Annotated in this window: 19 protein-coding genes; 11 read left to right on the top strand and 8 right to left on the bottom strand. The window is 65.5% G+C overall.

Translation table 11 applies throughout. The annotated features are described in order from the left end of the window. Positions 1–100: 100 nt before the first annotated feature. A complete protein-coding gene (gene glmM / locus ABIA70_RS03390; RefSeq protein ID WP_354146178.1) occupies positions 101–1,462 on the top strand; it encodes a phosphoglucosamine mutase in 1,362 nt (453 codons plus the stop codon). A 79-nt stretch (positions 1,463–1,541) separates the two neighbouring features. Here the strand turns inward: glmM and mscL are convergent, their stop codons facing one another. The 4 genes from mscL to coaA all read right to left on the bottom strand — a co-directional run bounded on the left by mscL (position 1,542) and on the right by coaA (position 5,290). Next, positions 1,542–1,931: a large conductance mechanosensitive channel protein MscL gene (mscL, locus tag ABIA70_RS03385; protein WP_354146177.1), complete on the bottom strand. Its 390-nt coding sequence runs from the start codon at positions 1,929–1,931 to the stop codon at positions 1,542–1,544. 261 nt (positions 1,932–2,192) lie between these two features. Next, on the bottom strand, positions 2,193–3,371 hold the full coding sequence (locus tag ABIA70_RS03380) for a hypothetical protein (RefSeq protein WP_354146176.1): 1,179 nt from the start codon (positions 3,369–3,371) through the stop codon (positions 2,193–2,195). 66 nt (positions 3,372–3,437) lie between these two features. Next, entirely contained in the window at positions 3,438–4,316 is an 879-nt protein-coding gene (locus ABIA70_RS03375; RefSeq protein ID WP_354146175.1) for a M15 family metallopeptidase, read from the bottom strand. 5 nt (positions 4,317–4,321) lie between these two features. Next, entirely contained in the window at positions 4,322–5,290 is a 969-nt protein-coding gene (coaA, locus tag ABIA70_RS03370; RefSeq protein WP_354146174.1) for a type I pantothenate kinase, read from the bottom strand. 85 nt (positions 5,291–5,375) lie between these two features. Here coaA and glmS point away from each other — a divergent pair, with 85 nt between their 5' ends. Further along, on the top strand, positions 5,376–7,268 hold the full coding sequence (gene glmS, locus ABIA70_RS03365) for a glutamine--fructose-6-phosphate transaminase (isomerizing) (RefSeq protein ID WP_354146173.1): 1,893 nt from the start codon (positions 5,376–5,378) through the stop codon (positions 7,266–7,268). Positions 7,269–7,345: 77 nt separating this feature from the next. On the opposite strand, the gene ABIA70_RS03360 is transcribed toward glmS, so the two are convergent. Next, positions 7,346–7,855: a hypothetical protein gene (locus tag ABIA70_RS03360; protein WP_354146172.1), complete on the bottom strand. Its 510-nt coding sequence runs from the start codon at positions 7,853–7,855 to the stop codon at positions 7,346–7,348. A gap of 104 nt (positions 7,856–7,959) precedes the next feature. Here ABIA70_RS03360 and ABIA70_RS03355 point away from each other — a divergent pair, with 104 nt between their 5' ends. The 9 genes from ABIA70_RS03355 (at position 7,960) to ABIA70_RS03315 (ending at position 22,212) form a co-directional block, all read left to right on the top strand. Then, positions 7,960–8,307: a holo-ACP synthase gene (locus ABIA70_RS03355; RefSeq protein ID WP_354146171.1), complete on the top strand. Its 348-nt coding sequence runs from the start codon at positions 7,960–7,962 to the stop codon at positions 8,305–8,307. 42 nt (positions 8,308–8,349) lie between these two features. Then, a complete protein-coding gene (locus ABIA70_RS03350; RefSeq protein ID WP_354146170.1) occupies positions 8,350–9,963 on the top strand; it encodes an NAD(P)H-hydrate epimerase in 1,614 nt (537 codons plus the stop codon). Positions 9,964–10,033: 70 nt separating this feature from the next. Then, the gene (gene glgX, locus ABIA70_RS03345) at positions 10,034–12,295 is read left to right on the top strand and encodes a glycogen debranching protein GlgX (RefSeq protein ID WP_354146169.1); all 2,262 of its coding nucleotides are present in this window, start codon (positions 10,034–10,036) and stop codon (positions 12,293–12,295) included. Further along, positions 12,292–14,622: a malto-oligosyltrehalose synthase gene (treY, locus tag ABIA70_RS03340; RefSeq protein ID WP_354146168.1), complete on the top strand. Its 2,331-nt coding sequence runs from the start codon at positions 12,292–12,294 to the stop codon at positions 14,620–14,622. The genes glgX and treY overlap by 4 nt, the downstream gene beginning before the upstream one ends. A 5-nt stretch (positions 14,623–14,627) precedes the next feature. Beyond that, a complete protein-coding gene (gene treZ / locus ABIA70_RS03335; protein ID WP_354146586.1) occupies positions 14,628–16,394 on the top strand; it encodes a malto-oligosyltrehalose trehalohydrolase in 1,767 nt (588 codons plus the stop codon). A 103-nt stretch (positions 16,395–16,497) separates the two neighbouring features. Further along, entirely contained in the window at positions 16,498–19,185 is a 2,688-nt protein-coding gene (locus ABIA70_RS03330; protein ID WP_354146167.1) for a hypothetical protein, read from the top strand. A 51-nt stretch (positions 19,186–19,236) separates the two neighbouring features. Beyond that, positions 19,237–20,274 (top strand): L-glyceraldehyde 3-phosphate reductase, encoded by a 1,038-nt coding sequence (mgrA, locus tag ABIA70_RS03325; protein WP_354146166.1) that lies wholly within the window; start codon positions 19,237–19,239, stop codon positions 20,272–20,274. A gap of 161 nt (positions 20,275–20,435) precedes the next feature. Further along, a complete protein-coding gene (locus tag ABIA70_RS03320) occupies positions 20,436–21,521 on the top strand; it encodes an inositol-3-phosphate synthase (RefSeq protein ID WP_354146165.1) in 1,086 nt (361 codons plus the stop codon). Positions 21,522–21,693: 172 nt separating this feature from the next. Continuing rightward, on the top strand, positions 21,694–22,212 hold the full coding sequence (locus ABIA70_RS03315; protein WP_354146164.1) for a hypothetical protein: 519 nt from the start codon (positions 21,694–21,696) through the stop codon (positions 22,210–22,212). 141 nt (positions 22,213–22,353) lie between these two features. Here the strand turns inward: ABIA70_RS03315 and ABIA70_RS03310 are convergent, their stop codons facing one another. The 3 genes from ABIA70_RS03310 to mshA form a co-directional block, all read right to left on the bottom strand. Further along, positions 22,354–23,313: a DUF559 domain-containing protein gene (locus ABIA70_RS03310; protein WP_354146163.1), complete on the bottom strand. Its 960-nt coding sequence runs from the start codon at positions 23,311–23,313 to the stop codon at positions 22,354–22,356. A gap of 156 nt (positions 23,314–23,469) precedes the next feature. Then, positions 23,470–25,152, bottom strand: coding sequence for a formate--tetrahydrofolate ligase (locus ABIA70_RS03305; protein ID WP_354146162.1), 1,683 nt, complete (start codon positions 25,150–25,152; stop codon positions 23,470–23,472). Between the two features lie 34 nt (positions 25,153–25,186). Beyond that, complete coding sequence (gene mshA / locus ABIA70_RS03300; RefSeq protein ID WP_354146161.1) at positions 25,187–26,479, bottom strand: D-inositol-3-phosphate glycosyltransferase; 1,293 nt, start codon at positions 26,477–26,479, stop codon at positions 25,187–25,189. Between the last annotated feature and the right edge of the window lie 24 nt (positions 26,480–26,503).

Genomic DNA, 26,503 nt, shown 5'->3' with positions numbered 1-26,503 from the left:
AGGAGGTGTTGGGGATCGACCACTAACACCACTTGAAAATGCAGAAAGCAATGGAATATGGGGATAAGCCCCCGCGCCCCCGTCCCCTAGACTTGACCCGATGTCTACATTATTTGGAACTGATGGTGTCCGGGGTCTTGCTAACGGCCTGTTGACTGCGGAACTGGCGATGCAGCTGGCTCAGGCTGCCGCCGTCGTGCTTGGTCATGACCGCAACACGAACGGCACCAGGCCCCGCGCCGTGGTTGCACGCGACCCCCGCGCCAGCGGCGAATTCATTGCCGCCGCCGTCGAGGCGGGGCTCTCCAGCTCGGGGATCGACGTCTACGACGCCGGCGTCCTTCCAACGCCTGCCGCGGCGTACCTCGTAGCTGACCTTGACGCTGACTTCGGCGTCATGATCTCGGCCTCACACAATCCCGCACCGGATAACGGGATCAAGTTCTTTGCCCGCGGCGGCCAGAAACTTCCTGACGACGTGGAGGATGCCATCGAGGAGCAGATGGGTAATGAGCCACAGCGGCCCGTCGGCGCGGACGTCGGCCGCATCCAGCGCTTCTCCGACGCCGAAGACCGCTACATCGTCCACCTCCTCGGCACCCTGCCGCACCGTCTCGACGGCATCAGGGTGGTCCTGGACTGCGCCCACGGTGCTGCCAGCGGCTGTTCTCCCGAGGTCTTCAAAGACGCCGGCGCTGACGTCATAGTCATCGGCGCCGAACCGGACGGCCACAACATCAACGATGGAGTCGGCTCGACGCACCTTGGCCCGCTCAAGGCTGCGGTCGTCAAGCACGGGGCAGACCTGGGCATTGCCCACGACGGCGATGCCGACCGCTGCCTGGCCGTCGACCACGAAGGCAATGAAGTTGACGGTGACCAGATCATGGCGATCCTGGCCGTCGCCCTCAAGGCGTCGGGCAAGCTAACTGACGACGTTCTGGTGGCCACAGTCATGAGCAACCTCGGGCTCAAAATCGCCCTCCGCAATGCAGGCATCAGCATCCGCGAAACTGCTGTTGGGGACCGTTACGTTCTGGAGGCAATGCGCGACGGCGGCTTCAACCTGGGCGGTGAGCAGTCCGGCCACGTCATCTTCGCCGATTACGCCACCACCGGCGACGGGGTGCTGACAGGTCTCCAGCTCGCTGCGCAGGTGGCGTTGACAGGCCGCTCGCTGAAGCAGCTCGCCACCGTGATGACGAAACTCCCGCAGGTTCTGATCAACGTCAAGGGCGTGGACCGGACCCGCGTCCACGACTCCGAAGCCCTCGCAGCTGCCGTCACCGTCGCAGAAGCACAGCTGGGGGACACAGGGCGGGTCCTGCTACGCCCGTCCGGCACGGAGCCCGTGGTCCGGGTCATGGTGGAAGCCGGCGACGAGGCAACAGCTGAATCCATCGCCGAACACCTGGCCCAAGTGGTCCGCTCAGAACTCGCGCTGGAGCTGGTAACCGAATAGCCGGGCCGAACCTAGACGCAAACAAGTGTGGCCCGCCTCCATCAGGAGGCGGGCCACACTTGTTTGGTGCCGAGCGCTATTAGCGGGCTTGGCTCTGCAGTGCGTCACGGATCTCGGTAAGCAGGGCGATCTGTGGGTCCTCTGCAGAGTCTGCCTTGGTCTCCGGGTCGATGCCGAGCCGGCGGTTGCGGCGTTCGATCATGTGGTTCATGGGGACGATGACAACGAAGTAGATGGCGGCGGCCACCAGCACGAAGGAAATGATGGAGGCGATGACGGATCCATACATGAATCCCTCCCACTGCATTTCCGCAATGCCCTTGGCATTGAACAGACGGCCGATCAGCGGTGTGAGCAGGCCCTCGACAATTGAGGTCACGACGGCGCCGAATGCGGCACCCATCACGACGGCGACGGCAAGGTCTACGACGTTGCCCTTCATGATGAAATTCTTGAATCCTGTCAACATAGGACCCAAGTTAGCGCACCAGGGTGACCCGCACATGGCCTGCCTGTAAATTTCTGAAGCGTGTCGGGAACTAAGGGAAGGTACTACCGTTCGCCAGTACCTCGGCCATGCGATAGGGAACTGGCCGGTCTGTTCGCCGACCCTGCCACCCGTGCCCGGAACAGTGAATGCATGCTCCAGGTCGCCCATTGGGCCTGCGCTGTTTGCGGGGCGGATGGCTGCCCCGAGGGCCGAGCCGCATGCAGGCTCAGCGCGCCAGCGTCATCGGTTCTGCTGGTAGCCCCAGTCCAGGGCGTCATGAACGCAGCGGACGCTGAAACCGGGATGGTCCGCCGTCAGCCGTTCCACTTGTTGGTCTGTTTCCTCAGGAGTCCACGCGTACCGGCCACCGTCCTGAATGAGCTTCCCGGCCCTGGCCATGGCATCATCCAGTTCCTCACGGGAGTGGACGCGGCCGAGTGTGTCATGGATAGGGATGGCCCCGAGGAACTGCGACTTCGAATGGCGCCGGTTGAAGTACAGGAGGGCGAAGACTCCGTCGAGGAGGCTTTCAGAGCGCGCTGTTTGGATCAGTTTTTCGCGGTACTGCCTCTCAACGTCCCTGTTGCCCATGATCATGAGAGTTCCGTACGCGAGAGTCCTGCGGTAAGTATCGCGTGAGAAGCCAGGAGCATCAACCTCCATCCGGGTCAGGATGGATTCAATGCTCTCGGCGTCGTCGAGGTGGGCATGCCCATAGCGTGACGCCTCTGACGCAAGGCGGTCTGCGCGGGTTTCCAGGTCCTCCAGTTCTGCGACCTCTAGGGTGGGGAACAGCTCAGGGAGTGACAGCTTCATGTGTTTGTTGTGTGCCAGCAGGGCGCGCCTGCGGTTGTGCAGGACAATAACGAAAACGGCGTCCGGGACGTCCAGTCCCCACGCTTCCTCGACCGCTTGTCGGCAGATGGACTGTTCGGTCCACTCAAGCCGGGAATGGTAGTTGGGAGGCCTCGACGCGCCGCTGTAGCCGAACGAGGACAGGGTGTACGAAAGGTCGTCACCGTCCACGCTGTCCTTCACCACGTAATGGGCGTCCTGGAAAGTCAGTCCGTCAAACCACGACCCGAACACGAGCAATGCCTCGGCGGCCAGCCGACGGGCCAAAAACCTGTCCGCATCCGACAACGTTGTCGCTTTCACATGGCTGTTTTTCGCATAGCGGCTCTCACCGAGCGCTCTGATATGAACATGGATCTGGTGTTCCCCCGAATCACGGTCCGCGGCGTCCTGGCTAAAGGTTACGACGGGGATTGAGCGGTCCTGCCATGTCAGAAGGAAGAGGTCGCCACCCGACTGGGCGGAACCGTTGACCAGTTCGAGCCTGGCCTGGCGGTCGTGATCCACAATGCAGCGCCGCCCGCCATAAATGTTGCCGTCCGGATACGCCTCAACCGTGAACATCTTCCCCCAATCAGGTGCGCCCTAACTCGGCCGCTACAGATGCATCCTAAGGGGCCAGGCCGACATTCAGGGATACCCCGGCGCCGCTTCCACCCCGAAGTACTCCTCCACCGTGCTGATGCCGCGGTTCGCCATGTCCGTGGCGGCTTCGACGCCGATGAACCGCAGGTGCCACGGCTCGTAGTAGTAGCCGGTGACCGGGTGGAACATCCACGGGTACCGCACCACAAAGCCGAACCTGTGGCCGTTAGCCTTCGCCCATATCGCGGCCGGCTGGTCGGCGAAGCAGGGCTGGAAGCCGCATGCCCCGCCGCCGTCGCCGATGTCGAAGGCCCACCCCGTCTGGTGCTCAGAGTAGCCGGGCCGTGCACTGGCGGTATCGGCGTCCGCCTGGCCGCGGGCCGCCACGTAACCGTTGTAGGTGGTCACCTGCGTGACATATGAGCGGTAACCGCTGGCCAGGGTCATGATTACGCCGTCCCGCGCGGCGGCAGTGAACATGGCCTCCGCGGCAGCCGCAGTCGTGCTGTTCAGGAGGGCAGCCTCGCCGGACACCGCTAGCTGGACGTTGGGTTGGACCAGGTCCGCCGGGACGTAATCCGCCGGAGCCAGCGGCCGGTGCTTGTTGACCACCAGCCAGGGGCTGGCAGGGTCCGTCAGCGAGAACTGCCGGGGCAGCGCTGCCGACGGCGATGCGGGAGCCGGCGCAGGCGGCTCAACTGCCGCCGTCGTACTTTCCGCCGTTGCGGACGCCACAGGGGAGGCGGACGCGGAGGTCACCGCAGGTGCAGCTTCTAAGGATGACGACGACGGCGCTGCCACCGGAGGCTCCGGCGGTGTGCACGCTGCCAACACCGTCAGCCCGGCGCCTGCGGCTAGGAACCGGGCGAAGGAGCGGCGGCTCGCCCCGGACTGAAGAGGGTCCGCCACGCAGTTGTGGCACATGCGTGTTAAACCTTTCGCAGGAGCATGCGGCGAATGGAGTGGTCCGCGTCCTTGGTCAGTACCAGCTGGGCCCGGCCCCGCGTGGGGAGGACGTTCTCCTCCAGGTTGGGCTCGTTGATGCGCTTCCAGATGTCGCGGGCGGTCCGCTCGGCCTCGGTGGGGGACAGAGTGGCGTAGCGGTGGAAGTAGGACTCCGGCTGGGCGAACGCCGTGCTCTGAAGCTTACGGAACCGCTCCACGTACCATTCCTCGATGTAGGCGGTCTTGGCGTCCACATAGATGGAGAAGTCGAAGAAGTCGCTCAGCGCCAGCCCCTGGCGGCCGTCATGGCGGGGCCGGGCTGGGGCGAGGACGTTCAGGCCCTCCACGATCAGCACGTCAGGGCGGCGGACCACCACTTCCTTGTCCGGAACGATGTCGTACGTGACGTGCGAGTACCAGGGCGCCCTGACCTCCTCCGCACCGCCTTTGACTTCGCTCACAAAACGCAGCAGGGCTCGCCGGTCATAGGACTCCGGGAAGCCCTTGCGTTCCAGCAGCTGGCGCCGCTTCAGTTCAGCCAGGGGATAGAGGAAGCCGTCCGTGGTGATCAGCTCAACGTTGGGTGTGCCGGGCCAGCGCCGCAGCATCTCCCGGAGCACACGGGCGATTGTGGACTTCCCCACCGCCACCGATCCTGCAACGCCGATAACAAAGGGAGTGCGCTGGGTCTGCTCGCCGAGGAACGTGGTGGTGGCCGCATGGAGCTGACCTGCGGCCTCCACATAGAGGTGCAGCAGCCGGGACAGCGGCAGGTAGACCTCGCGGATCTCCTTCATGTCCAGGGGATCGCCGAGGCCACGCAGGCGGACGATGTCCTCTTCGTTAAGGGGCTGCTCCATCTGGGCAGCCAGGCGGGACCAGGTTTGCCGGTCCAGCTCCACGAACGGGGAGACGCCTTCGCCGTTCGCTTCGTTGCGTTGCACAGTCACCATAGAGATTCTGCCCTTCCCGCGCCTAAGAGCGAAATGGGACGCCCCCGGTTTAGATCTCCCCAGCGCTGCCGATAAGCTGGAGCCCATGTGTGGAATCGTTGGATATGTGGGCCACTCTGCTGGCCGTGGAAATGCCGGTCACAGTGCGCTGGATGTGGTCCTTGAAGGACTGCGCCGCCTGGAGTACCGGGGCTATGACTCGGCAGGCGTGGCGGTGGTCTCCCAGGGTGCCATCGAATCCAGGAAGAAGTCAGGGAAGCTGAGCAACCTCCTGGCGGAGCTGGAGGCGCGTCCGCTGCCGGAGACATTCACCGGGATCGGCCACACCCGCTGGGCAACGCACGGCGGCCCCACGGACCAGAACGCGCACCCGCACCTGTCCGACGGCGGCAAGCTGGCCCTGATCCACAACGGCATCATCGAGAACTTCGCCGAACTCAAGCTCGAGCTCCTGAAAAAGGGCTACACCTTCGAGTCCGAAACTGACACCGAGGTTGCCGCCGTGCTGCTCGGCGACATCTTCCGCACCAAACTGAACGGTGACACGTCCGACGGCGGCCTGACGAAGGCCATGCAGCTGGCCTGCCAGCGCCTCGAGGGTGCTTTCACCCTGCTCGCCGTGCACGCCGACCAGCCCGATGTTGTGGTTGCTGCCCGCCGCAACTCACCGTTGGTGGTTGGCCTGGGCGAGGGCGAGAACTTCCTGGGCTCCGATGTTTCCGGGTTTATCGACTACACCCGCCGTGCAGTGGAGTTGGGCCAGGACCAGATCGTCACCATCACCGCGGACACCGTGGAGATCACCGACTTCTACGGCGCCCCGGCCGAGGGCAAGGAATACCACGTTGACTGGGACCCGGAATCTGCGGAAAAGGGCGGGTTCCCGTCCTTTATGGAGAAGGAAATCCACGACCAGCCCGACGCCGTCCTGCAGACCCTGCTGGGCCGCTCGGACATCAACGGCAAGCTGACGCTGGACGAGCTCCGGATCGACCCTGAGCTGTTGAAGAACATTGACAAGATCATCGTCCTGGCCTGTGGAACCTCCGCGTACGCCGGTCAGGTGGCCAAATACGCCATCGAGCACTGGTGCCGGATCGCCACCGAGGTGGAGCTCTCCCACGAATTCCGTTACCGTGACCCGATTGTGGACGCCAACACCCTGGTGGTGTCCATTTCCCAGTCCGGCGAGACCATGGACACGCTGATGGCCGTCCGCTACGCCAAGGAACAGGGCGCCAAGACCCTGTCCATCTGCAACACCAACGGCTCCACCATCCCGCGCGAATCCGACGCCGTGCTCTACACGCACGCCGGCCCGGAGATTGCGGTGGCCTCCACCAAGGCCTTCATAGCGCAGATTGCCGCCGCCTACCTGCTGGGCCTCTACCTCGCCCAGTTGCGCGGCAACAAGTTTCAGGGCGAGATCAAGGACATCCTGGCGGACCTGCACAAGATCCCTGCCAAGATCCAGAGAATCCTCGACAACGAGGCACAGATCAAGGAACTCGGTGTCTCCATGAAGGACGCCAAGTCCGTCCTGTTCCTGGGCCGCCACGTCGGCTACCCGGTGGCCATGGAAGGCGCGCTCAAGCTCAAGGAACTTGCCTACATCCACGCCGAGGGCTTCGCCGCCGGCGAGCTCAAGCACGGCCCGATCGCGCTGATCGAGGAAGGCCAGCCGGTCTTTGTGGTGGTCCCCTCGCCGCGTGGCCGGGACTCGCTGCACTCCAAGGTCGTCTCCAACATCCAGGAAGTCCGGGCCCGCGGCGCCAAGACCATTGTGATCGCCGAAGAGGGCGACGAAGCCGTGAAGGCCTATGCCGAGCACGTCTTCTACATCCCGGAAACCCCCACGCTGCTGGCTCCGCTGCTCAGCACTGTCCCGCTGCAGATCTTCGCCCTGGCCCTCGCCTCGGCCAAGGGCTACGACGTGGACCAGCCGCGCAACCTCGCCAAGAGCGTCACCGTAGAATAGCGCCGGCCGGCCTCACGGGGCTGATTCGCTGCACAGGGAAGCCCCGAGCCTCAGGCTCGGGGCTTCCTTTGTTTCGCTCAGCGGTTCTTAATGCTGCTCAGCCTGAACTGAATGATCCGTTCCGGGTCATCGTCTGTGAGCTTCAGGACGCGGATCTCCACGTCGTAACCGTCACGAACACCCTTGGCCGAGCAGGCCACATACATTGCGGTGACATTCGGCGGAAGCGGCGATGTTTCGCAGTCGCCTTCAACCCGCACTCCCAACCCAGCTCCGTCGCTGATCCTCTGGATGTCATTCCGGACCACTGGCTGCTGGGTTCGGTAACTGCGCCACATGCTGTCGCACGGCTCCACCACGGCAGTGCAGAACAAACCACCAGTTACGTTGTGGGCGTCTTCCTTCCAGGCAGGTGGTGGCTGCAGCCGATCAGCGAAGGCAACCATTTTGGCTGTGCCTATCACGTGGGAGAGTTCCAGCGCGAGGACGGGGGCCGCGAGGACCAAGAGCGCGAGAAGTACGCCTTTCAGCCACTTCCGGAGCCGCCTTTTCGGCGGCCGCTGCAAACCGTTGGGGTACGCTTCCATGCGCCATTATCTACATCGATTTGTCATATTCACAATGCCAAGTGTGAACTGGACGGCAGCGTGCTGTGCGCCGCAGGTTCAAACCGTCACCGTAGAATAGCGCCATGATTGTTGGCATTGGCGTAGACGTTGTAGACATCGAGCGGTTCGGCCGCCAGCTTGAGCGCACCCCCGGGCTCCGGGACCGGCTGTTTGTGCCCGCGGAACGCGAGCTGAACACACGGTCCCTGGCGGCGCGGTTTGCGGCCAAGGAAGCGGTGGCCAAGGTCCTCGGCGCGCCGGCCGGCATGAACTGGCAGGACTGCTGGATCGGCCTGGACCAGAACGGACCCACCGTCCAGATCAAAGGCACAGTCCTGGCCGTGGCCCAGGCCAAGGGCGTCAAACGCTGGCACCTGTCCATCAGCCACGACGGCGGGATCGCCACCGCCACCGTCCTGGCCGAAGGCTGAGCCCACCACGCGTAGAAGCCCGGAACCACCGACGGACCTGACATGATCAGCGCCTACACCGGAACGCAGGTCAGGGCGGCCGAACAGCCGCTCCTGGCAGCCGGCATGGGCGCTGTCCTGATGCAGCGCGCCTCCTACGGCCTCGCCAACGCGGTGGTCCGCGAGCTGCAGGCACAAGGAAAGCGCACTTACGGAGCCAGCGTGACCGTCCTCGCCGGCAAAGGAAACAACGGGGGAGACGGCCTCTTCGCCGCATCCTTCCTGGCGGCCAGGGGAATGCGTACGACGGCGGTACTCACCGGGGACGCCGCCCACCCGGATGCTTTGGCTGCTTTTGAGCGCGCCGGCGGACGCGTTCAGCACCTCACCGAGTCCAACGCCACCCAACTGGCCGCTGACGGGGGGAGCGCCGACGTCGTGATTGACGCTGTACTGGGGACCGGCGCCCAGGGCGGGTTGCGGGGACCCGCTGCCGCACTGGTGACCGCACTCTCTGCGCAGCGGCAGAGTTCCGGCCGGCCGGGGATAGTGGTGGCCTGCGACATCCCCAGCGGCGTTGATGCCGACACCGGTGCTGCCAATGAGCCCGTACTTTCCGCGGACCTGACCGTGACGTTCGGTGCGGCCAAAGTGGGGCTCCTGGCGGACCCGGGAGCCGACCATGCTGGCCGTGTCATCGTGGTGCCCATCGGCATCGAGGACGAACTGCCGTGGCCCGCGCTGCGCAGGCTTGAACCGTTGGACCTGGCCCGGCTCCTCCCTCAACCCGGAAGGCGCTCGCACAAGTATTCGCGCGGCGTACTGGGAGTAGTCGCGGGATCCGCTGACTATCCGGGCGCAGCGGTGCTGGCCTGCCGCGGCGCACTGGCCGCTGGCGTCGGCATGGTCCGCTACCTGGGCCCGCCTGAGGTGGCCGATCTGGTACGCCGGTCCTGCCCGGAGGTGGTGTGCAGCACCGGCACCGTCCCCGGGAACCGCGTCCAGGCCTGGCTGGTGGGCTCAGGCATGGGCCCCGGCGACTCCGAACAGCTCCAGCGGGCCCGCGACGCCGTCGACTCAGGCCTGCCCGTCATTGCCGACGCCGGCGCCATCCCGGCCCTGCCCGACGTCCTGGCACCGCAGGTGGTGCTCACGCCGCACGCCGGCGAGCTGGCGTCCCTGCTGAAGCGGCTCGGCTCTTCCCCGGACAGCCCGGACTTCGATCCCGCACCCGACCGCCCGGCAATCGAGGCCGCTACCCTTGCCTGGGTCCGGCACGCCGCAGTCCAGACGGAAGCCACCGTCCTGTTGAAAGGCGCCACCACCCTGGTTGCGTCGCCCTTCCAGGACTTCTACAGCCAGGCAGACGGCACTCCCTGGCTGGCCACCGCCGGCAGCGGCGACGTCCTCGCCGGGATCATCGGTGCGCTGCTAGCACAACTGGGTTCCGACGTCGGGCGCTTCCGTGACGCCGGTATCGATCCGGACGAGCGCTGGGCGGCAATCGCCGCGCTGGGTGCCAGCCTCCACGGTCTTGCCGGGACAGCAGCGTCCGACGGCGGCCCGCTCACCGCGGGGCGGACCGCGGACGCCATACCAGAGGTCTGGAATAAAATCAGCATGCTTAGTAAACAGGTGGGGCGGAAACGTAATAGTCACACCCACCCGCTACGGTAGGTCTAAGCCCTGAACCGGCAGGGGAGGCCATGCCTCCATGCCTGCCGTTGAACAACAATGAGGAGCACATATGGAAATCTGGCCCGGAACGGCGTATCCGCTTGGCGCCACATTTGACGGAACCGGCACCAACTTCGCGCTTTTCAGCGAACACGCTGAAAAAGTGGAGCTGTGCCTCTTCGACGAGGAAGGCGTGGAGACACGCTTCCAGCTCGATGAAGTGGACGGCTACGTGTGGCACGGCTACATCCCGCAGGTCCAGCCCGGCCAGAAGTACGGCTACAGGGTCTACGGTCCATACGATCCTGCGTCAGGCAGCAGGTTCAACCCGAACAAGCTCCTCCTGGACCCCTACGCCAAAGCCGTGCATGGGCAGGTTGACTGGGACCCCTCGCTGTTCTCCTACAACCTTGGCGAGCCTGACTCGGTCAACAACGAGGACTCCGCTTCCCACATGATGATGGGCGTGGTCATCAACCCGTTCTTCGACTGGGACGGCGACCACAACCTCCGTGTCCCGTACCACAAGTCGGTCATTTACGAGGCACACGTCAAGGGCCTCACGGCGCTGCACCCGGAAGTCCCCGAAGAGCAGCGCGGCACCTACGCCGGCGTGGCGCACCCGTCGGTCATCTCGCACCTGCAGAAGCTCGGTGTCACGGCCATCGAACTGATGCCCGTGCACCAGTTCGTCAATGACGGCACGCTGCAGGACCAGGGCCTGAACAACTACTGGGGCTACAACACCATCGGCTTCTTCGCGCCGCAGAACACCTACAGCTCCACCGGCGACACCGGCCAGCAGGTCCAGGACTTCAAGGCCATGGTCCGCTCGCTGCACCGGGCCGGCATCGAAGTGATCCTGGACGTGGTGTACAACCACACCGCCGAAGGCAACCACCTGGGCCCCACCCTGTCCTTCAAGGGCATCGACAACGCCTCCTACTACCGGCTGATGGAGGGCGATGAGAAGCACTACATGGACTACACCGGCACGGGCAACTCGCTCAACGTCCGCCAGCCGCACTCGCTGCAGCTGCTCATGGACTCGCTCCGGTACTGGGTCACCGACATGCACGTGGACGGTTTCCGGTTCGACCTCGCCTCCGCACTGGCCCGCGAGTTCTACGATGTGGACAAGCTGTCCACCTTCTTCGAACTCATCCAGCAGGACCCGGTAGTTTCCCAGGTCAAGCTGATCGCCGAGCCGTGGGACGTTGGCCCCGGAGGCTACCAGGTGGGCAACTTCCCGCCGCAGTGGACCGAGTGGAACGGCAAGTACCGCGACACCGTCCGTGACTTCTGGCGCGGCGAGCCGGCCACGCTGGGCGAATTCGCCTCCCGCATCACCGGCTCGGCAGATCTCTACGAGCACTCTGGCCGCCGTCCCGTGGCGTCCATCAACTTCGTCACCGCCCACGACGGTTTCACGCTGGCGGACCTCGTGTCCTACAACGAGAAGCACAACGAAGCCAACGGCGAAGGCAACAACGACGGCGAATCCCACAACCGGTCCTGGAACTGCGGAGTGGAAGGCCCCACCGACGACCCCGCTGTCCTTGGCCTGCGCGCCCGCCAGCAGCGGAACTTCATCGCATCCCTCCTCCTGTCCCAGGGCGTCCCCATGCTCCTGCACGGCGACGAAATGGGCCGTACCCAGCTGGGCAACAACAACGGCTACTGCCAGGACTCAGAGCTCACCTGGATCAACTGGGAGAACATCGACCAGCCCCTGGTTGAGTTCACGGCAGCGGTCAACGCGCTCCGCGCCAAACACCCCACGTTCCGCCGGAGCCGGTTCTTCGACGGGCGCCCCGTGCTGCGAGGAGAAGGCGAGCGGCTGCCGGACATCGTATGGCTCGCCCCGGACGGCACCACCATGGAGCCGGAAGCCTGGGACAGCGGCTTCGGCCGGTCCGTGGGTGTGTTCCTCAACGGAGACGGCATCCAGGGCAAGGACAACCGCGGACGCCGGATCACCGATGTGAACTTCCTGCTGTACTTCAACGCCCATGACGACATGGTGAACTTCACCCTGCCTTCCGACGAGTACGCCACCGCCTGGGACATCATCATCGATACCGCCGGCCACAACGCCGACACCGAGCCGGTCAAGGCCGGCGAAGCCCTGCCGGTGGATGCAAAGTCCCTGGTGGTGCTCCGTGCCCACAGCGTTCCCGATGTGGAGCCTGACCACTCCGTAGCCGCGTCGCTGGCCGCGCTGACCCAGACCACCACCAGCGAAACTGAGGCACTCAGCGCACCCATGGTGGCTGAGCCCGGGAAGACGACGAAGGTGGGGTCCCGCCAGAAGAAGGAAGCCAAAAAATGAGGGTCCCGGCCTCCACTTACCGGCTCCAGATCCGCAGCAGCTTCACGCTCTTTGATGCCGCTGCAAGGGTTCCGTACCTGAAGTCCCTGGGGGCGGACTGGGTGTATCTCTCGCCCATCCTGACCGCGGAGCAGGGTTCCGATCACGGCTACGACGTCACGGACCCTTCCTCCGTGGACCCGTCGCGGGGCGGGCCAGAGGGACTGCTCGCGCTGTCCAAGGCTGCCCGCGAGCATGGCATGGGCGTCCTGGTGGACATCGTGCCCAACCATGTGGGGGTGGCGTCGCCTGCCCAGAATCCGTGGTGGTGGTCGCTGCTGCAGGAAGGGCAGAAGTCGCCTTACGCTGACGCGTTCGACGTCGACTGGGACTTCGGCGGGGGCCGGATCCGTCTGCCCGTGCTGGGTTCGGATGAGGACCTGGACAAGCTGGAGGTCACGGACGGTGAACTGCACTACTACGACCACCGCTTCCCCCTGACGGAGGGCTCCTACTCGGACGGCGACTCACCGCAGGCGGTGCACAGCCGGCAGCACTACGAGCTGGTCTCCTGGCGCCGCGCGGACCGCGAGCTGAACTACCGGCGCTTCTTCGCCGTCAGCACGCTGGCCGGCATCCGGGTGGAGGATCCCCGGGTCTTTGACGAGGCCCATGCGGAAGTGAAGCGCTGGTTCAGCGAGGGGCTGGTGGACGGCCTGCGCGTGGACCACCCCGATGGCCTGGCGGATCCGGAAGGGTACCTGCGCCGGCTCAAGGAGATCAGCGGCGGAGCCTACGTCCTGGTGGAGAAGATCCTGGAACCGGGGGAGGAGCTCCCCGCGGAATTCGACTGCGAGGGGACCACCGGCTACGACGCCCTGGCCGATCTTGACCGCGTGCTCGTGGACCCGGCAGGCGAGGCGCGCCTGAACGCACTGGATGCGGAGCTTCGCGGTGCCACTGAGCCGGCTGACTATGCGGCGATGATCCTTGGCACCAAGCGCGCTATTGCGGACGGGATCCTGCGTGCGGAGGTCTTGCGCCTGGCACGCCTGGTGCCCGCCGACGCCGGCCTGACCGAGGATGCGGCCGCCGATGCCATCGCCCAGATCATTGCGGCGTTCCCGGTGTACCGCACCTACCTGCCCACGGGCGAGGACATCCTGCGCGAAGCATGCGTGGTGGCTTCGGAGTCCAGGCCGGATCTTTCCGACGCGGTGGACGTGCTGCTGCCCCTGTTGCTGAAGCCTGAGACCGAGCTCGGCCGGCGGTTCCAGCAGACGTCCGGCATGGTCATGGCCAAGGGCGTGGAGGACACGGCGTTCTACCGTTACACCCGGCTGGGAACCCTCACCGAGGTTGGCGCGGATCCGGTGGAGTTCTCCCTGTCCGTGGAGGAATTCCACCGGCGGATGCAGAAGCGCCAGACGGAGATCCCGCTGTCCATGACCACGCTGAGCACCCACGACACCAAGCGCAGTGAGGATGTCCGGGCCCGGATCTCGGTCATCGCCGAGCGCGTTCCGGAATGGACCCGGACGCTGACCGCGCTCCGCGACGCTGCGCCGGTCCCGGACGGTCCGTTCTCCACTCTGCTCTGGCAGGCCGTCGTGGGGGCTTGGCCTGCCAGCCGTGAACGCCTCCACGGCTACGCCGAAAAGGCTGCCAGGGAGGCCGGCAACTCCACTACGTGGACGGACCCGGACGAAGAGTTCGAGGCCGCCGTCATGAAAGCTGTGGACTCGGCCTTCGATAACCCTGCCGTGAACTCTCTCGTGGTGGACTTTGTGGACACCATTGCCCCGTTCGGTGCCATCAACTCGCTGGCCCTGAAGCTGCTCCAGCTGACCATGCCCGGGGTTCCGGACGTGTATCAGGGCACCGAGTTCTGGGACCGGTCCCTGACCGACCCGGACAACCGGCGTCCGTTCGACTTTGGCGCGCGCGAGTCCGCCCTTGCCGAACTGGATAACGGTGTCCTGCCCTCAGACGTCCAGGATGAGGCCACCAAACTGCTGGTGACCTCCCGTGCCCTGCGCCTGCGGCGGGACCGCCCGGAGCTGTTCCGGGGGTACCAGCCGCTGACGGCGTCAGGTGCTGCCGCTGACCACCTCGTCGCTTTCGGCCGGGGCGCTTCGGGCGCAACGGGCGCTGTGACGCTCGCAACCCGGCTTCCCTACGGACTGGAACGGTCGGGCGGCTGGCGGGACACCGCCGTCGAGCTTCCCACTGCTTTCCGGGACGAACTCACCGCGCGGACGTATGGCCCGGGACCCGTTCCGGTGGCCGATATCCTCCAGCCCTACCCTGTGGCGCTGATGGTGCCCGTGAACGGAGACAACGCGTGAGCCTGATGCACAACGGTTCCGGCCAGTTCGACGTCTGGGCGCCGAACGCCTCGGACGTCACGCTGCTCGCCAACGGTCAGCAGTACCCCATGGTGCAGGTTCCGGCTGCTCCCGGAGCCGAAGGCTGGTGGTCCGCGCCGGACGCCCCCGGGGACGCGGACGTGGATTATGGCTACCTGCTCGACGGCGACGCCCACCCGCTGCCGGACCCCCGCTCCCGCCGTGTTCCGGACGGTGTCCATGCGCTGTCCCGCACCTACGATCCCGCCTCCTACCAGTGGCAGGACGCAGGCTGGCGCGGCAAGGAACTGCGCGGCGCGGTGATCTACGAACTCCACGTGGGAACCTTCACCCCCGAAGGAACCCTGGATTCGGCGGCCGGAAAGCTAGGCTACCTGGCGGAGCTCGGCGTCGATTTTGTGGAGCTGTTGCCCGTCAACGGGTTCAACGGCACCCACAACTGGGGCTACGACGGCGTCCAGTGGTTCGCGGTCCACGAAGGCTACGGCGGCCCGGCTGCCTACCAGCGTTTTGTGGACGCGGCCCATGCGGCTGGCATCGGGGTCATCCAGGACGTGGTTTACAACCACCTGGGACCCAGCGGCAACTACCTGCCCAAATTCGGCCCCTACCTCAACCAGGGCGACGCCAACACATGGGGTGACTCCGTCAACCTCGACGGCCCAGGGTCCGACATCGTCCGGGAATACATCCTGGACAACGCCGCTCTGTGGCTCCGGGATTACCACGTAGACGGCCTGCGCCTCGACGCAGTCCACGCGTTGAAGGACGAGCGGGCTGTTCACCTCCTGGAGGACCTGGGCGCGCTGGGCGACGCCATCGCCGCGGAGACAGGGCTCCCCAAGACGCTGATCGCCGAATCGGACCTGAACAACCCGCGGCTGATCTACCCGCGTGACGCCAACGGGTACGGCCTGGCCGGCCAGTGGAGCGACGACTTTCACCACGCTGTCCACGTCAACGTGAGCGGCGAGACGGCAGGCTACTACTCCGACTTCGCGTCCGTGGGCGTGCTGGCCAAGGTCCTCAAGGACGGCTTCCTGCACGACGGCAGCTATTCCAGCTTCCGCGGACGCCACCATGGCCGGCCCATCAACACCTCCCTGGTCCACCCCGAGGCCCTGGTGGTGTGCAGCCAGAACCACGACCAGATCGGCAACCGGGCCATCGGCGACAGGCTCTCGCAGTCCCTGCCGTATGGCCCGCTGGCCGTCACGGCGGTGCTGACGCTGCTGTCGCCGTTTACTCCCATGCTCTTCATGGGTGAGGAATTCGGGGCCTCCACGCCCTGGCAGTTCTTCACCTCACACCCCGAACCCGAGCTGGGCAAGGCAACGGCGGAGGGCAGGATCCGCGAGTTCGAGCGCATGGGCTGGGATCCCGCCGTCGTACCCGATCCGCAGGACCCGGAAACTTTCCGGCGCTCCAAGCTCAACTGGGACGAGGCCGCCACCGGCGACCACGCGCGGCTGCTGGAACTCTACCGCTCGCTGACAGCTTTGCGGCGCACCTACCCGGAACTGGCCGGCTTGGGGTTCGCGGACACTGACGTAACGTTCGACGACGACGCCGGCTGGCTGCGTTTCGGCCGCGGATCGGTGGAGGTGCTGCTGAACTTCTCCGCCGAACCTGTCCGGCTTCCGGCAGGCACCGGCGCGGTGCTGCTGTCGACCGACGAACGTTCATTGCAGGACGGCGATTCGTTCCTGCTCGCAGCGCACAGTGGGGCGGTTCTGGCTGCTGGGGCCTAAGTAGCCTCAAAGTGACGTAGACACTGGAATTACACCGGCGTACTATGCGCGTACTGACCAGCCGTGATCGGCGGCTCGGTGATGGTGGGCGACGGAGGCCGTCATGGGTGACCACGTGGACAGCGCGTCAGATGTTCCGGCCATGCTGGAACTCCGGATCCATGGCATCCGCAACACCCCGCCGAATGAGCTTCTCCGGTCGGGCAGCCGGTCCCTCAAGCCGGACGACGTCGAGCTTTCCTGGGGTGATGAGCTCGCGGGCTTTTACCGGGCGAAGGACGACGGCGGCAGCACACGCCTGGTGGAAGCCTATTCGTGGGGCCGGCTGGCCCGGTTCACGGGGGTCGGAATGGCCGGGAAGCTCGGCGACGCCGCCGTGCGGACGGCGTGGTTCCTGCTCATGCCGTTCGGGCTCACCAACGCCGCCTACTGGAGCCGTCCGCTGCCTGTCATGCAGCAGTTGGCGGAGGCAGACCCGGCGACAGCCCCGGCGGCGGGCCAGGCAACAGACCCGGCGGCAGACCGGGCCGCGGCCCCGGCCACAGAGGCCGTGGCGAGGCTGACAGTTCCCCGCGTGGACTACGCGAGCGGATGGCAACCCGGGCACGACGGTGCGGGCCGGATCAGGCTGTTCGCTCTCGTTCTGACCCTCTACTTCGTGGTGACGGTGGCCGTGGTTTCAATGGACCTGATCGCGGTCCAGTGTTTCCCGGCGGACGTTGACGGCCAGTCGGGCCGGGTCTGCTCTGCCTTGCCCTCCTTCCTGGACGGGCTGGCCGGCTGGAGCCGGGGTCAGCGCGTTGCGTTGTTCGCCGTCATGCCCATGCTGGCGGTGGGCATCCTGGGCGCCATCGCCTACCTGGCACGGACCCGGTTCCATCCCAGGCCAAGCCTCGGGGCAGGCGCGCCGGGTTTGTCCGCGCCGGGTGTCCAATCCATACCGGTGCTGCCCACCCTCATGGTCCGGGACCTGTGGGAGGCCCGGAAGGAGATCCGCTACAACGGTCTGCTGCACGTGTGGGCGGCTCTCGCGGCGATTGCCGCCATCATTTCCTGGGACGGTTTCTGGCAGCGGGTGGGCGGCGATTCCTGCGGCAACGCGGGCACCTTCATTTCCGAGTGCCTTCCACAGTTGGGGTCCGGACACGTCAGCCCACTGGCGTACGTGCTCGCGGTGGCTTGGGTGGTCGCGGCCGGAGCTGTAGTGGCCGCAGGGATAGAAACGGTCCGGAAGTCGTGGCAGAATCCGGACCTGCCGTCCAAGGAAGGGAAGCCCTTGCTGCGGTGGATCGGCCTCGGGTCCTTCGCTGCCGCCTTTATGGCTGTGTTTGCCTCCATCCTTCCCTGCACCACCGTTGACTGTGGCGGCGCGAAGGCAACCCGCCTGCTCGGGCTCGGAGGCGCCCCTGCTGCACTCATGCTGGTGATGCTCGCGGTGATTCTCAGCATGAGCCTGCTCACCCGGCCCAACTATGAGAAGCGGATGCTGGGCTGGCAGGGCAAAGGCGCCGCGGTCTTCTCGACGCTGGCGCTGGGCGCGGCAACGATTCTCAGTTGCGCAATCGTTGGGGGCGCCGCCACCGTCCTGCAGCGAAATCTTGAGCGCCGAAGCGCCACCGACGACGGCATGTGGAGATTCGGCCCTATCGTCGCCGACGTCCTGGTTCCGCCGTCGGTCTTCACCCTCTTCAGCGGGTTGCTGCTCGTGGTGATCCTGGCGGCCGCGGCCGCATGGGGGATCTGTTCGCTGCGGGCCGTGCAGCGGATGGAGTGGAACACCCCGGACGCCGCGGTGGCGGAACTCCTGGCGGCGTACGATGCGCTTCCGCCACTGCCTCAGCGGGAAGCAGCCGGCCAGAAACTCGTTGCTGCCCGGCGGACCGCTTCCCTCGCCCACCGGGCCGAAGCCGTGGTTTCCCTGCTGGCCATCCTCATCTTTCTGGGACTGCTGTCCGCCCTGGTCCTGGCAAGCGTCAAGGACGTGTGGGGAATGGGAGGGGCGGCCGGACTGTATATGTTCATCGAAGGCATGGGAATCCTTGGCCTTGCGGCAGCCGGCGCCACGATTCTTGGCCTTGCGGTGCTGTCCGCCAGGCCCAATTCCCGGCCGTTGGCGCTGCTGTGGGACCTGATGTGTTTCATGCCAAAGACCGCCCACCCGTTCGGGCCGCCCAGCTACGGCGAGCGGGCGGTACCGGAATTCGCCGCCCGGATCGCTGCCTGGCTGGACGGCATGGACGGCGCGCCGCCTGCCAGGACCGGGATGGTGGCGATCTCCGCGCACAGCCTGGGCGCGGCAATCGCCGTCAGCTCCCTGTTCCACCTGAAGTCGACGCGGCCGGACCTGCCCTTCAACCGGATCGGCCTGCTGACCTACGGAACGCAGCTGAGGCAGTACTTCGGCCGCTTCTTCCCCGAACTCTTTGGCCCGGCAGTCCTCGCCACTGCCCCGGCTGCCAAAACCAGGCTCACCGCGGCCGGAAGCCCGGATGATGACCGGGCCGAAGTGGGCGGTCCGACAGGCCCGGCCTACCAGAACCTCAGCCATATCCTCGGCGGCGGCTCCAACAGATGGGTGAACCTGTACCGCAAGACGGACTACCTCGGCTTCCCTGTCCTGTACAAGGGTCCAGGAGGTGCCGAGAACGTCGAGAGCGACGCCTATGCCCAGGAAATGGACCCCTTCAGCTATCAGTTCATGGTGGTAAGCCACAGCGACTACCTCCAGGCGCCCCAATACGAGAAGTCAATTGCCGACGTCGTCAACGCATTGCCGGCTCCGCGGCCGTAACCGTGCCCCTCGCGGTCTGTTGTGCGCGTCACAGCTGGCAGGATGGTGGCTATGACTTATTCAGCCGCGGAAAACCGTTACGAATCCATGCCCTACCGCCGCGTCGGCCGCAGCGGACTGAAGCTCCCTGCCATTTCGCTGGGCCTGTGGCATAACTTCGGTGACGACAAGCCCTTCGAAGTGCAGCGCGCCATCCTGCGCCGCGCGTTCGATCTCGGCGTCACCCACTTCGACCTCGCCAACAACTACGGCCCGCCCTACGGCGCCGCCGAGACCAACTTCGGCCGCCATTTCAAGGACGACTTCAGGCCGTACCGCGATGAACTCATCATCTCCAGCAAGGCCGGCTACGACATGTGGCCCGGACCCTACGGCAACTTTGGCTCCCGCAAGTACCTGCTGGCCAGCCTGGACCAGTCGCTGGCGCGGATGGGCCTGGACTACGTTGACATCTTCTACAGCCACCGCCCGGACCCGGAAACCCCCATGGAAGAGACCATGGGAGCGCTGGACCAGGCCGTACGCTCCGGCAAAGCACTCTACGCCGGCATCTCGTCCTACACTCCGGAGCAGACCCTGGAAGCGGCACGGATCCTGAAGGAACTGGGTACGCCCCTGCTGATCCACCAGCCGAGCTACTCCATGCTGAACCGCTGGACTGAGAACGGTTCGCCCAACCTCTATGAGGCCCTGGACCAGGCGGGCGCCGGCTCCATCGCCTTCTCGCCGCTGGCCCAGGGGATGCTCACGGACCGCTACCTCAAGGGCGTGCCCTCGGATTCACGGGCAGCGCAGGACAAGTCCCTGGACGAGGGCATGATCACCGAGGAAAACCTGGACCGGATATGCGGGCTCAACCGGATTGCCGAGGGCCGGGGCCAGTCCCTCGCGCAGATGGCCATCGCCTGGATCCTCCGCGAGCAGGGCAAGGGCTCGTCCGTAACATCCGCCCTGGTGGGCGCGTCCAGCGTCCGGCAGCTGGAAGACAGCCTGTCCGCCATCAGCAACCTGGACTTCACGGACGAGGAACTGCATGCCATCGACGAGTTCGCGGTGGAGTCGGACATCAATCTCTGGAAGCAGAAGTAAGCAGCTCGTCACACACCGGCTGGCAGGGGGCGGGAACATTCCTGGCCCCTGCGCAGTTGGGTAAGATGAAAAGGCGCCGAATGGCGCTCTGCCTGCCGTCCGCCGTCGTACTTTCCAGTACTCACTGCCGGGATGGCTGAAGTTGTCTTCAAAGGAGTTCCGTGTCTTCAAATCCGATTCGTGTTGCAATCGTTGGTGTGGGTAACTGCGCCGCCTCGCTGGTTCAGGGTGTGCAGTATTACCGTGACGCCGATCCCCAGGCCACGATCCCCGGCCTGATGCACGTGGAGTTCGGCAAGTACCACGTCAACGACGTCCAGTTCGTGGCCGCGTTCGACGTGGACGGCAAGAAGGTCGGCGTTGACCTCGCGGATGCCATTCTCGCCAGCGAAAACAACACCATCAAGATCGCCGATGTACCGCCCACCGGTGTGACCGTGCAGCGCGGCCACACGCTGGACGGACTCGGCAAGTACTACCTCGAGACCATCGAGCAGTCCACCGAAGAGCCCGTTGACGTTGTCGCCGCCCTGCGCGAAGCGAAGGTCGACGTTATGGTCTGCTACCTGCCCGTCGGTTCGCAGGAAGCAGCAGAGTTCTACGCGCAGGCAGCGATCGACGCCGGGGTGGCCTTCGTCAACGCGCTTCCCGTGTTCCTCGCCGGCACCAAGACCTGGGCTGACAAGTTCACCGCCGCCGGTGTCCCGATCGTGGGCGACGACATCAAGTCCCAGATCGGTGCCACCATCACGCACCGTGTCATGGCCAAGCTCTTCGAAGACCGCGGCGTCACGCTGGACCGCACCTACCAGCTGAACGTCGGCGGCAACATGGACTTCAAGAACATGCTGGAGCGCGATCGCCTTGAGTCCAAGAAGATCTCCAAGACCCAGGCCGTCACCTCCAACGTCGAGGCAGACATCGCGCCCCGGGACGTCCACATCGGCCCGTCCGACTACGTCCAGTGGCTGGATGACCGCAAGTGGGCCTTTGTCCGCCTCGAAGGCCGCAACTTCGGTGACGCCCCCGTGTCGCTCGAATACAAGCTGGAAGTCTGGGACTCACCCAACTCGGCCGGCGTGATCATTGACGCCATCCGTGCCGCGAAGATCGGCCTGGACCGCGGCATCGGCGGCCCGCTGCTCTCGGCATCGAGCTACTTCATGAAGTCCCCGCCGGAGCAGTTCAACGACGACCTCGCCCGGGAAAAGGTCGAGGCCTTCATCCGCGGCGACCTGGAGCGCTAACCCCAACGCTCTCGCACTTCCTGCAGGTTTTCGCGCAACGCTCTTGCACCTCCTGCGGGTTTTGACCTAACGCTCTCTCACCTTGATCGGTGGGGGAGCGTGGTGCGTGGGTCCGCAGGGCGCCCGGCGCTACACTGAACCGACCGCTATGGTCGCTGACGTGGGGGGCAGCATGAAGTGGTGGCTCAAATTCGGCCTGGCGTTGGCATGCGTCTTTGGCATTGTTGCTGCCCTCTTCGCCGGGTTCCTGTGGCAGGACTACAACAAGAGTGCCGAAGCCGTCCCGCGTGTGAGGGCGGCAGCCGACCAGTTCGTCCCGGGCGACGGCTGGACCCTGACCAAAGATCACTTCAAAGAACCCGGAGCGTATTGCGTCGCGGTACGGTGCCCCGGCATTCAACGGATCTGGGAGCGCTACGATGCTCCGAAGGCTCAGGACGTCATCCGGATGATCACCGATTCCCGCTACCTCCTGAAGTTCTCGGACTGCCTGGACCTCTCCGTCGACGAAAAGAGCCCGGTCGCGAATAGCGTCAGAAATTACGGCTGCCAGACGACGCCGGTGGGGGACTTCCGCACGGAGGTGAACGTCTACATTAGCCGCGACTGGAATGCTGCCCCTGAGTCAGGGCAGCCGCCGTATGTTTACAGGTTGATTCTCCTGGTCAACAGGATCAGCTCCACTGACTGAGCGGTAAAGTCCCGGTAGAAGGCCCGACGCCGGCCCGAGGGCGCCCCGCGCCCCTCACCCTCCCGGCCGACGCTCCGGCACTTAACCTCGGTTTCCATCAGACGCTCCACCAGTTCCTGCAGGTTTCAGGCGAACGCTCTATCAGTCAATGCTGGCGAAACCTGCCGACTGGGGGTGGTCAAGCCATCCTGTGCGCAGCGCCCGCTTGACCTTCACAACTGCGAGCTCGAAACGGTCAGCAAGATCGGACTTGTCGAACACCAGCACAGTCCAGCCGGCTGATTCAAAAGCCTTGTCGCGTCTCCTGTCGCTGAGGATCTGCGCGTCGAGGAGGTGATGTCCGCCGTCGTACTGGATGGCCAGCCGACGATGACGGTAACCGAGATCCGCCGACGGCGAGAGCTCATCACCTGCGCGCAAGGGGACCTGGAGCTCTGGCTCGGGTAGGCCGGCATCCGCGAGGGCCAAGCGAAGGAGCGACTCGGGCGCGGAGTCCGCACCCACACGCATCAGGTCCATGGCCTCACGAGCCCGGACCACGCCCTGCAGGTTCGGGTGACGGCTGAGCAACGCACGCAGCCCTGCAGTCGTGGCGGAGGGCTCTGTCCTCTGCTCGAAGTCGAGCCTCGGGATGCGGAGCAGTTCATCTCCCATGCTGACCAGGTCGCTGAGTGGCAAGGTCCGGGCCAAATCCAGCCAAGTGCGGGACCGGGTGCTCATCCGGATGCCGTCGACCAGTTCGATCTCGTCCTCCAGCGCAAGTACGGTATGGCCGCAGACTCCCTTCCGCCGGACCGGTGAGAGCGAGCGGGGCTTGCTCAAATGGAGCTGGGTGGAATCTGCAAGCCAGGGAGGCAGCAGCTGACATCTAAGCCGGGCTGCAGTGACGTGTGAGATCCAGACGCCAGGCGATGCGGCTGAAAGTGCCCGGGCGGCCCCTTCAAGATCGAAGTCCCAGTCCGAAGGCCGGTAGAGTCCTCGACCAACGTGGATCACATCACGGAGGCGGAGCCTGCGTGGCGGGACACCGGAGGCAAGTGCTGATGCGAATGTGAACGGGGCGGCCGCCAACGGTCCGGGCAGCGCTTGAGGCTTTTCCATGCTGGCATTGTGGCTCAAAACCTTGTGCGGCCGCAGAAGTTATCCACAGGGGCTCATTCGGGCTTTGGGAAGTGCCAGAGGGTCGGCGGAAAAGGCGCAGGAGGTGCCAGAGGGTTGGCCGTAAACACGCAGGAGGTGCCAGAGGATCGGAAAGGGTCAGGTGAGGCCTACGGGGTTGCCTTCGTCGTCCACGTCCATGCGCATCGCTGCGGGGGCCGCGGGCAGGCCGGGCATGGTCATTACCGCACCGGTCAGGGCCACGATGAACCCTGCGCCGGTCTTGGGAATGAGGTCGCGGACGTGGATGGTGAAGCCCTTCGGCGCGCCGAGCCTGGCGGCTTCGTCGCTGAAGGAGTACTGGGTTTTGGCCATGCAGACGGGCAGCCCGGTCCAGCCGTTTTTTTCGATGTCTGCCAGCCGCTTCAGGGCTGGTACGGAGAAGTCCACGCCGTCCGCGCCATAGATCTCCTGGGCGATGGTCCTGATCTTCTCCTCCACAGGCAGATCCAGGGAATACAGGTGCCTGAAACTGTTCGGTGCGGCCACCACCGCCGCAACCTTGGCTGCCAGTTCGTCGCCGCCGTCCCCGCCGCCGCCTCGGCCCCAGACGTCGGCCACCGCGGCCTGGACGCCCTCCGCCGCACACCACTCCAGCAGCCAGTCGAGCTCCTCCTCCGTGTCGGACGAGAACCTGTTGATGGCAACCACCGGGGCCACGCCGAACTTCTCCACGTTGTGCACGTGCCTGCGGAGGTTCGCCACCCCCGCCTGCAGCGCCTCGAGGTCGGGTTCACGGAGCCTGTCCGCCGCCACGCCGCCGTGCATCTTCAGCGCGCGGATGGTCGCCACGACGACGACGGCGGACGGCGCCAGCCCGCCCACCCGCGCCTTGATGTCCATGAACTTCTCCGCCCCCAGATCAGCCCCGAAGCCGGCCTCCGTGACCACAATGTCCGCGAGCCGCCGCGCCGTCTGGGTTGCGATCAGTGAGTTGCAGCCGTGCGCGATGTTCGCAAACGGGCCGCCGTGAACCAGCGCAGGGGTCCCGGCGATGGTCTGCACGAGGTTTGGTTTGATGGCCTCCTTGAGCAGCAGGGTCAGTGCGCCCTGGACGCCGAGGTCCGCCACCGTGACCGGCACCCGGGCGTAGGTGTAGCCGAACGTGATCCTGCCGAGGCGCTCGCGGAGATCGGCCAGGTTCTCGGCCAGGCAGAAAACGGCCATGATCTCGGAAGCGACCGTGATGTCGAAACCATCCTGCCGGGGGACACCCTGGGTGGGTCCGCCGAGGCCGATGACCACCTCACGGAGCGCCCTGTCGTTCATGTCCAGGACCCGCTTGAACGTCATCCGCCGCGGATCGATATCCAGCTCGTTGCCCTGGTAGATGTGGTTGTCCACGAGGGCCATCAGCGCGTTGTTGGCCGAAGTGATCGCATGGAAATCACCCGTGAAGTGCAGGTTGATCTCATCCATGGGCAGCACCTGGGAGTAGCCGCCGCCCGTGGCGCCGCCCTTCATGCCCAGGACGGGGCCAAGCGAGGGCTCGCGCAAGGCGATCATCACCTTGTGGCCCAGCCGGGCCAGCGAATCAGCCAACCCCACCGTCGTGGTGGACTTTCCCTCACCCGCGGGCGTGGGCGACATCGCCGAGACCAGCACCACCTTCCCGGCCGGTGCCGGGGCCTCAAGCCGCGCGGGGTCGATCTTGGCCTTGTACCGCCCGTACTGTTCCAAGGCGGACCCGTTGATGCCGGCGGCTGCGGCAATCTCTTCGATGGGCCGGATTGTGGCCTGCCGGGCGATCTCGAGGTCGCTGAGGGTATTCCGTTCAGACATCCTTGTCCTTTGGTCGGGTACAGCCGGGTTCGGTCTAGGGCATCGGTACGGAAGGAACAGCAGGAACAGCAGGCACCGCCGGTATCAGCCGGCGCCCCAGGTAGTCGTCGACGGCGGCGCGGTACGTTTCCAGCGTGAGGGCGGCAGTGTGCTGCCAGCCGGAGTTCTGGGCCTGGATTGCCGCAGCGAGCCCCATGACCTCACGGGTGGCAGGATCGTCGTACATGGCTTCAAGCGCGTCTGCCCAGTCCGAGGCGTGGTGCCCGTCCACCAGCAGCCCGGTGCGGCCGTGGCTGATGGCCCGGGAGAGCCCGCCCACCCGGGTGCCGATCACCGGCGTTCCGCAGGCCTGGGCTTCGAGCGCCACCAGGCCAAAGGACTCACTGTAGGAAGGCATCACCACAACGTCGGCCGCCCTGAACCAGGACGCCAGCTCAGGTGCGCTGACCGGCGGAAGGTGCGTGACGACGTCGTCCATTCCGGACTCTGTGATCAGCTGCCGGAGGTTGAAATCCTTGTTGCCGCTGAGCGCCCCCAGGATGGTGAGCCGGAGATCGATGTCCGGACGCCGGGACCGCAGTTTGGCGGCGGCCTTGAGGAGGATCTGCGGTCCTTTCAGACGCTGGATCCGTCCGGCGAAGAGAATGTGGAAGGTCTCCGGGGCCACGCCATGTTCGGCCCGGGACCTCGACCGGAAGGCGGGGGTGAAAGTGCCCAGGTCCACGCCCGGCGGTGCGATGTCTATCCGGTCGAGGTCTGCACCGTAGTGGGACTCGAGTTCGGCGGCCTCGGCGCTGGTGTTGGCGATCAGGCGTGTGGCGCCGTCGACGATCCGGTGCTCGCCCTCTTCCCTCCGCCGCGGCTCGGGTTTCTCGCCGGATTCCAGCAGGAGGTTCTTCACCTTGGCCATGGTGTGCATGGTGTGGACCAATGGCACGCCCCAGAGCTCGGACAGTTCGAGGCCCGCGATCCCGGACACCCAGTAGTGCGAGTGGATGACGTCATACCTGCCGTGTTTCTGGCGCCGCCGGATCTGCTCGATCTCGGCCACCATGCTGTGCAGCAGCTCCGGAAGCTCTTCCTTCGGGATCCGCCGCGACGGCCCGGCCAGCACGTTGTGCACGCACACGCCGGGGTCCGGATGTTCGACGGCGGGCTGCTGGGCTGAGGTGGCACGCGTGAAGATTTCCACTTCCACGCCGGTTTCCGCCAGCGCAGATGCCAGCTCGCGGATGTAGACGTTCATTCCGCCGGCGTCACCGGAGCCCGGCTGCTCCATCGGGGAGGTGTGGAGGGAGAGTAGAGCGACCCTGCGGATCTGTGTCATCCCTTCCCCTTCCCGCTCCCGGAA

This window comes from Arthrobacter sp. 754 (assembly GCF_040548695.1).
Classification (GTDB): Bacteria; Actinomycetota; Actinomycetes; order Actinomycetales; family Micrococcaceae; genus Arthrobacter.
This window is presented reverse-complemented; position numbering and strand designations above follow the sequence as displayed.

Coding starts and splice junctions, on each gene's coding strand:
- glmM (WP_354146178.1), top strand. CDS start 101: ATGTCTACATTATTTGGAACTGATGGTGTCCGGGGTCTTGCTAACGGC.
- mscL (WP_354146177.1), bottom strand. CDS start 1,931: ATGTTGACAGGATTCAAGAATTTCATCATGAAGGGCAACGTCGTAGAC.
- ABIA70_RS03380 (WP_354146176.1), bottom strand. CDS start 3,371: ATGTTCACGGTTGAGGCGTATCCGGACGGCAACATTTATGGCGGGCGG.
- ABIA70_RS03375 (WP_354146175.1), bottom strand. CDS start 4,316: ATGTGCCACAACTGCGTGGCGGACCCTCTTCAGTCCGGGGCGAGCCGC.
- coaA (WP_354146174.1), bottom strand. CDS start 5,290: ATGGTGACTGTGCAACGCAACGAAGCGAACGGCGAAGGCGTCTCCCCG.
- glmS (WP_354146173.1), top strand. CDS start 5,376: ATGTGTGGAATCGTTGGATATGTGGGCCACTCTGCTGGCCGTGGAAAT.
- ABIA70_RS03360 (WP_354146172.1), bottom strand. CDS start 7,855: ATGGAAGCGTACCCCAACGGTTTGCAGCGGCCGCCGAAAAGGCGGCTC.
- ABIA70_RS03355 (WP_354146171.1), top strand. CDS start 7,960: ATGATTGTTGGCATTGGCGTAGACGTTGTAGACATCGAGCGGTTCGGC.
- ABIA70_RS03350 (WP_354146170.1), top strand. CDS start 8,350: ATGATCAGCGCCTACACCGGAACGCAGGTCAGGGCGGCCGAACAGCCG.
- glgX (WP_354146169.1), top strand. CDS start 10,034: ATGGAAATCTGGCCCGGAACGGCGTATCCGCTTGGCGCCACATTTGAC.
- treY (WP_354146168.1), top strand. CDS start 12,292: ATGAGGGTCCCGGCCTCCACTTACCGGCTCCAGATCCGCAGCAGCTTC.
- treZ (WP_354146586.1), top strand. CDS start 14,628: ATGCACAACGGTTCCGGCCAGTTCGACGTCTGGGCGCCGAACGCCTCG.
- ABIA70_RS03330 (WP_354146167.1), top strand. CDS start 16,498: ATGGGTGACCACGTGGACAGCGCGTCAGATGTTCCGGCCATGCTGGAA.
- mgrA (WP_354146166.1), top strand. CDS start 19,237: ATGACTTATTCAGCCGCGGAAAACCGTTACGAATCCATGCCCTACCGC.
- ABIA70_RS03315 (WP_354146164.1), top strand. CDS start 21,694: ATGAAGTGGTGGCTCAAATTCGGCCTGGCGTTGGCATGCGTCTTTGGC.
- ABIA70_RS03310 (WP_354146163.1), bottom strand. CDS start 23,313: ATGGAAAAGCCTCAAGCGCTGCCCGGACCGTTGGCGGCCGCCCCGTTC.
- ABIA70_RS03305 (WP_354146162.1), bottom strand. CDS start 25,152: ATGTCTGAACGGAATACCCTCAGCGACCTCGAGATCGCCCGGCAGGCC.
- mshA (WP_354146161.1), bottom strand. CDS start 26,479: ATGACACAGATCCGCAGGGTCGCTCTACTCTCCCTCCACACCTCCCCG.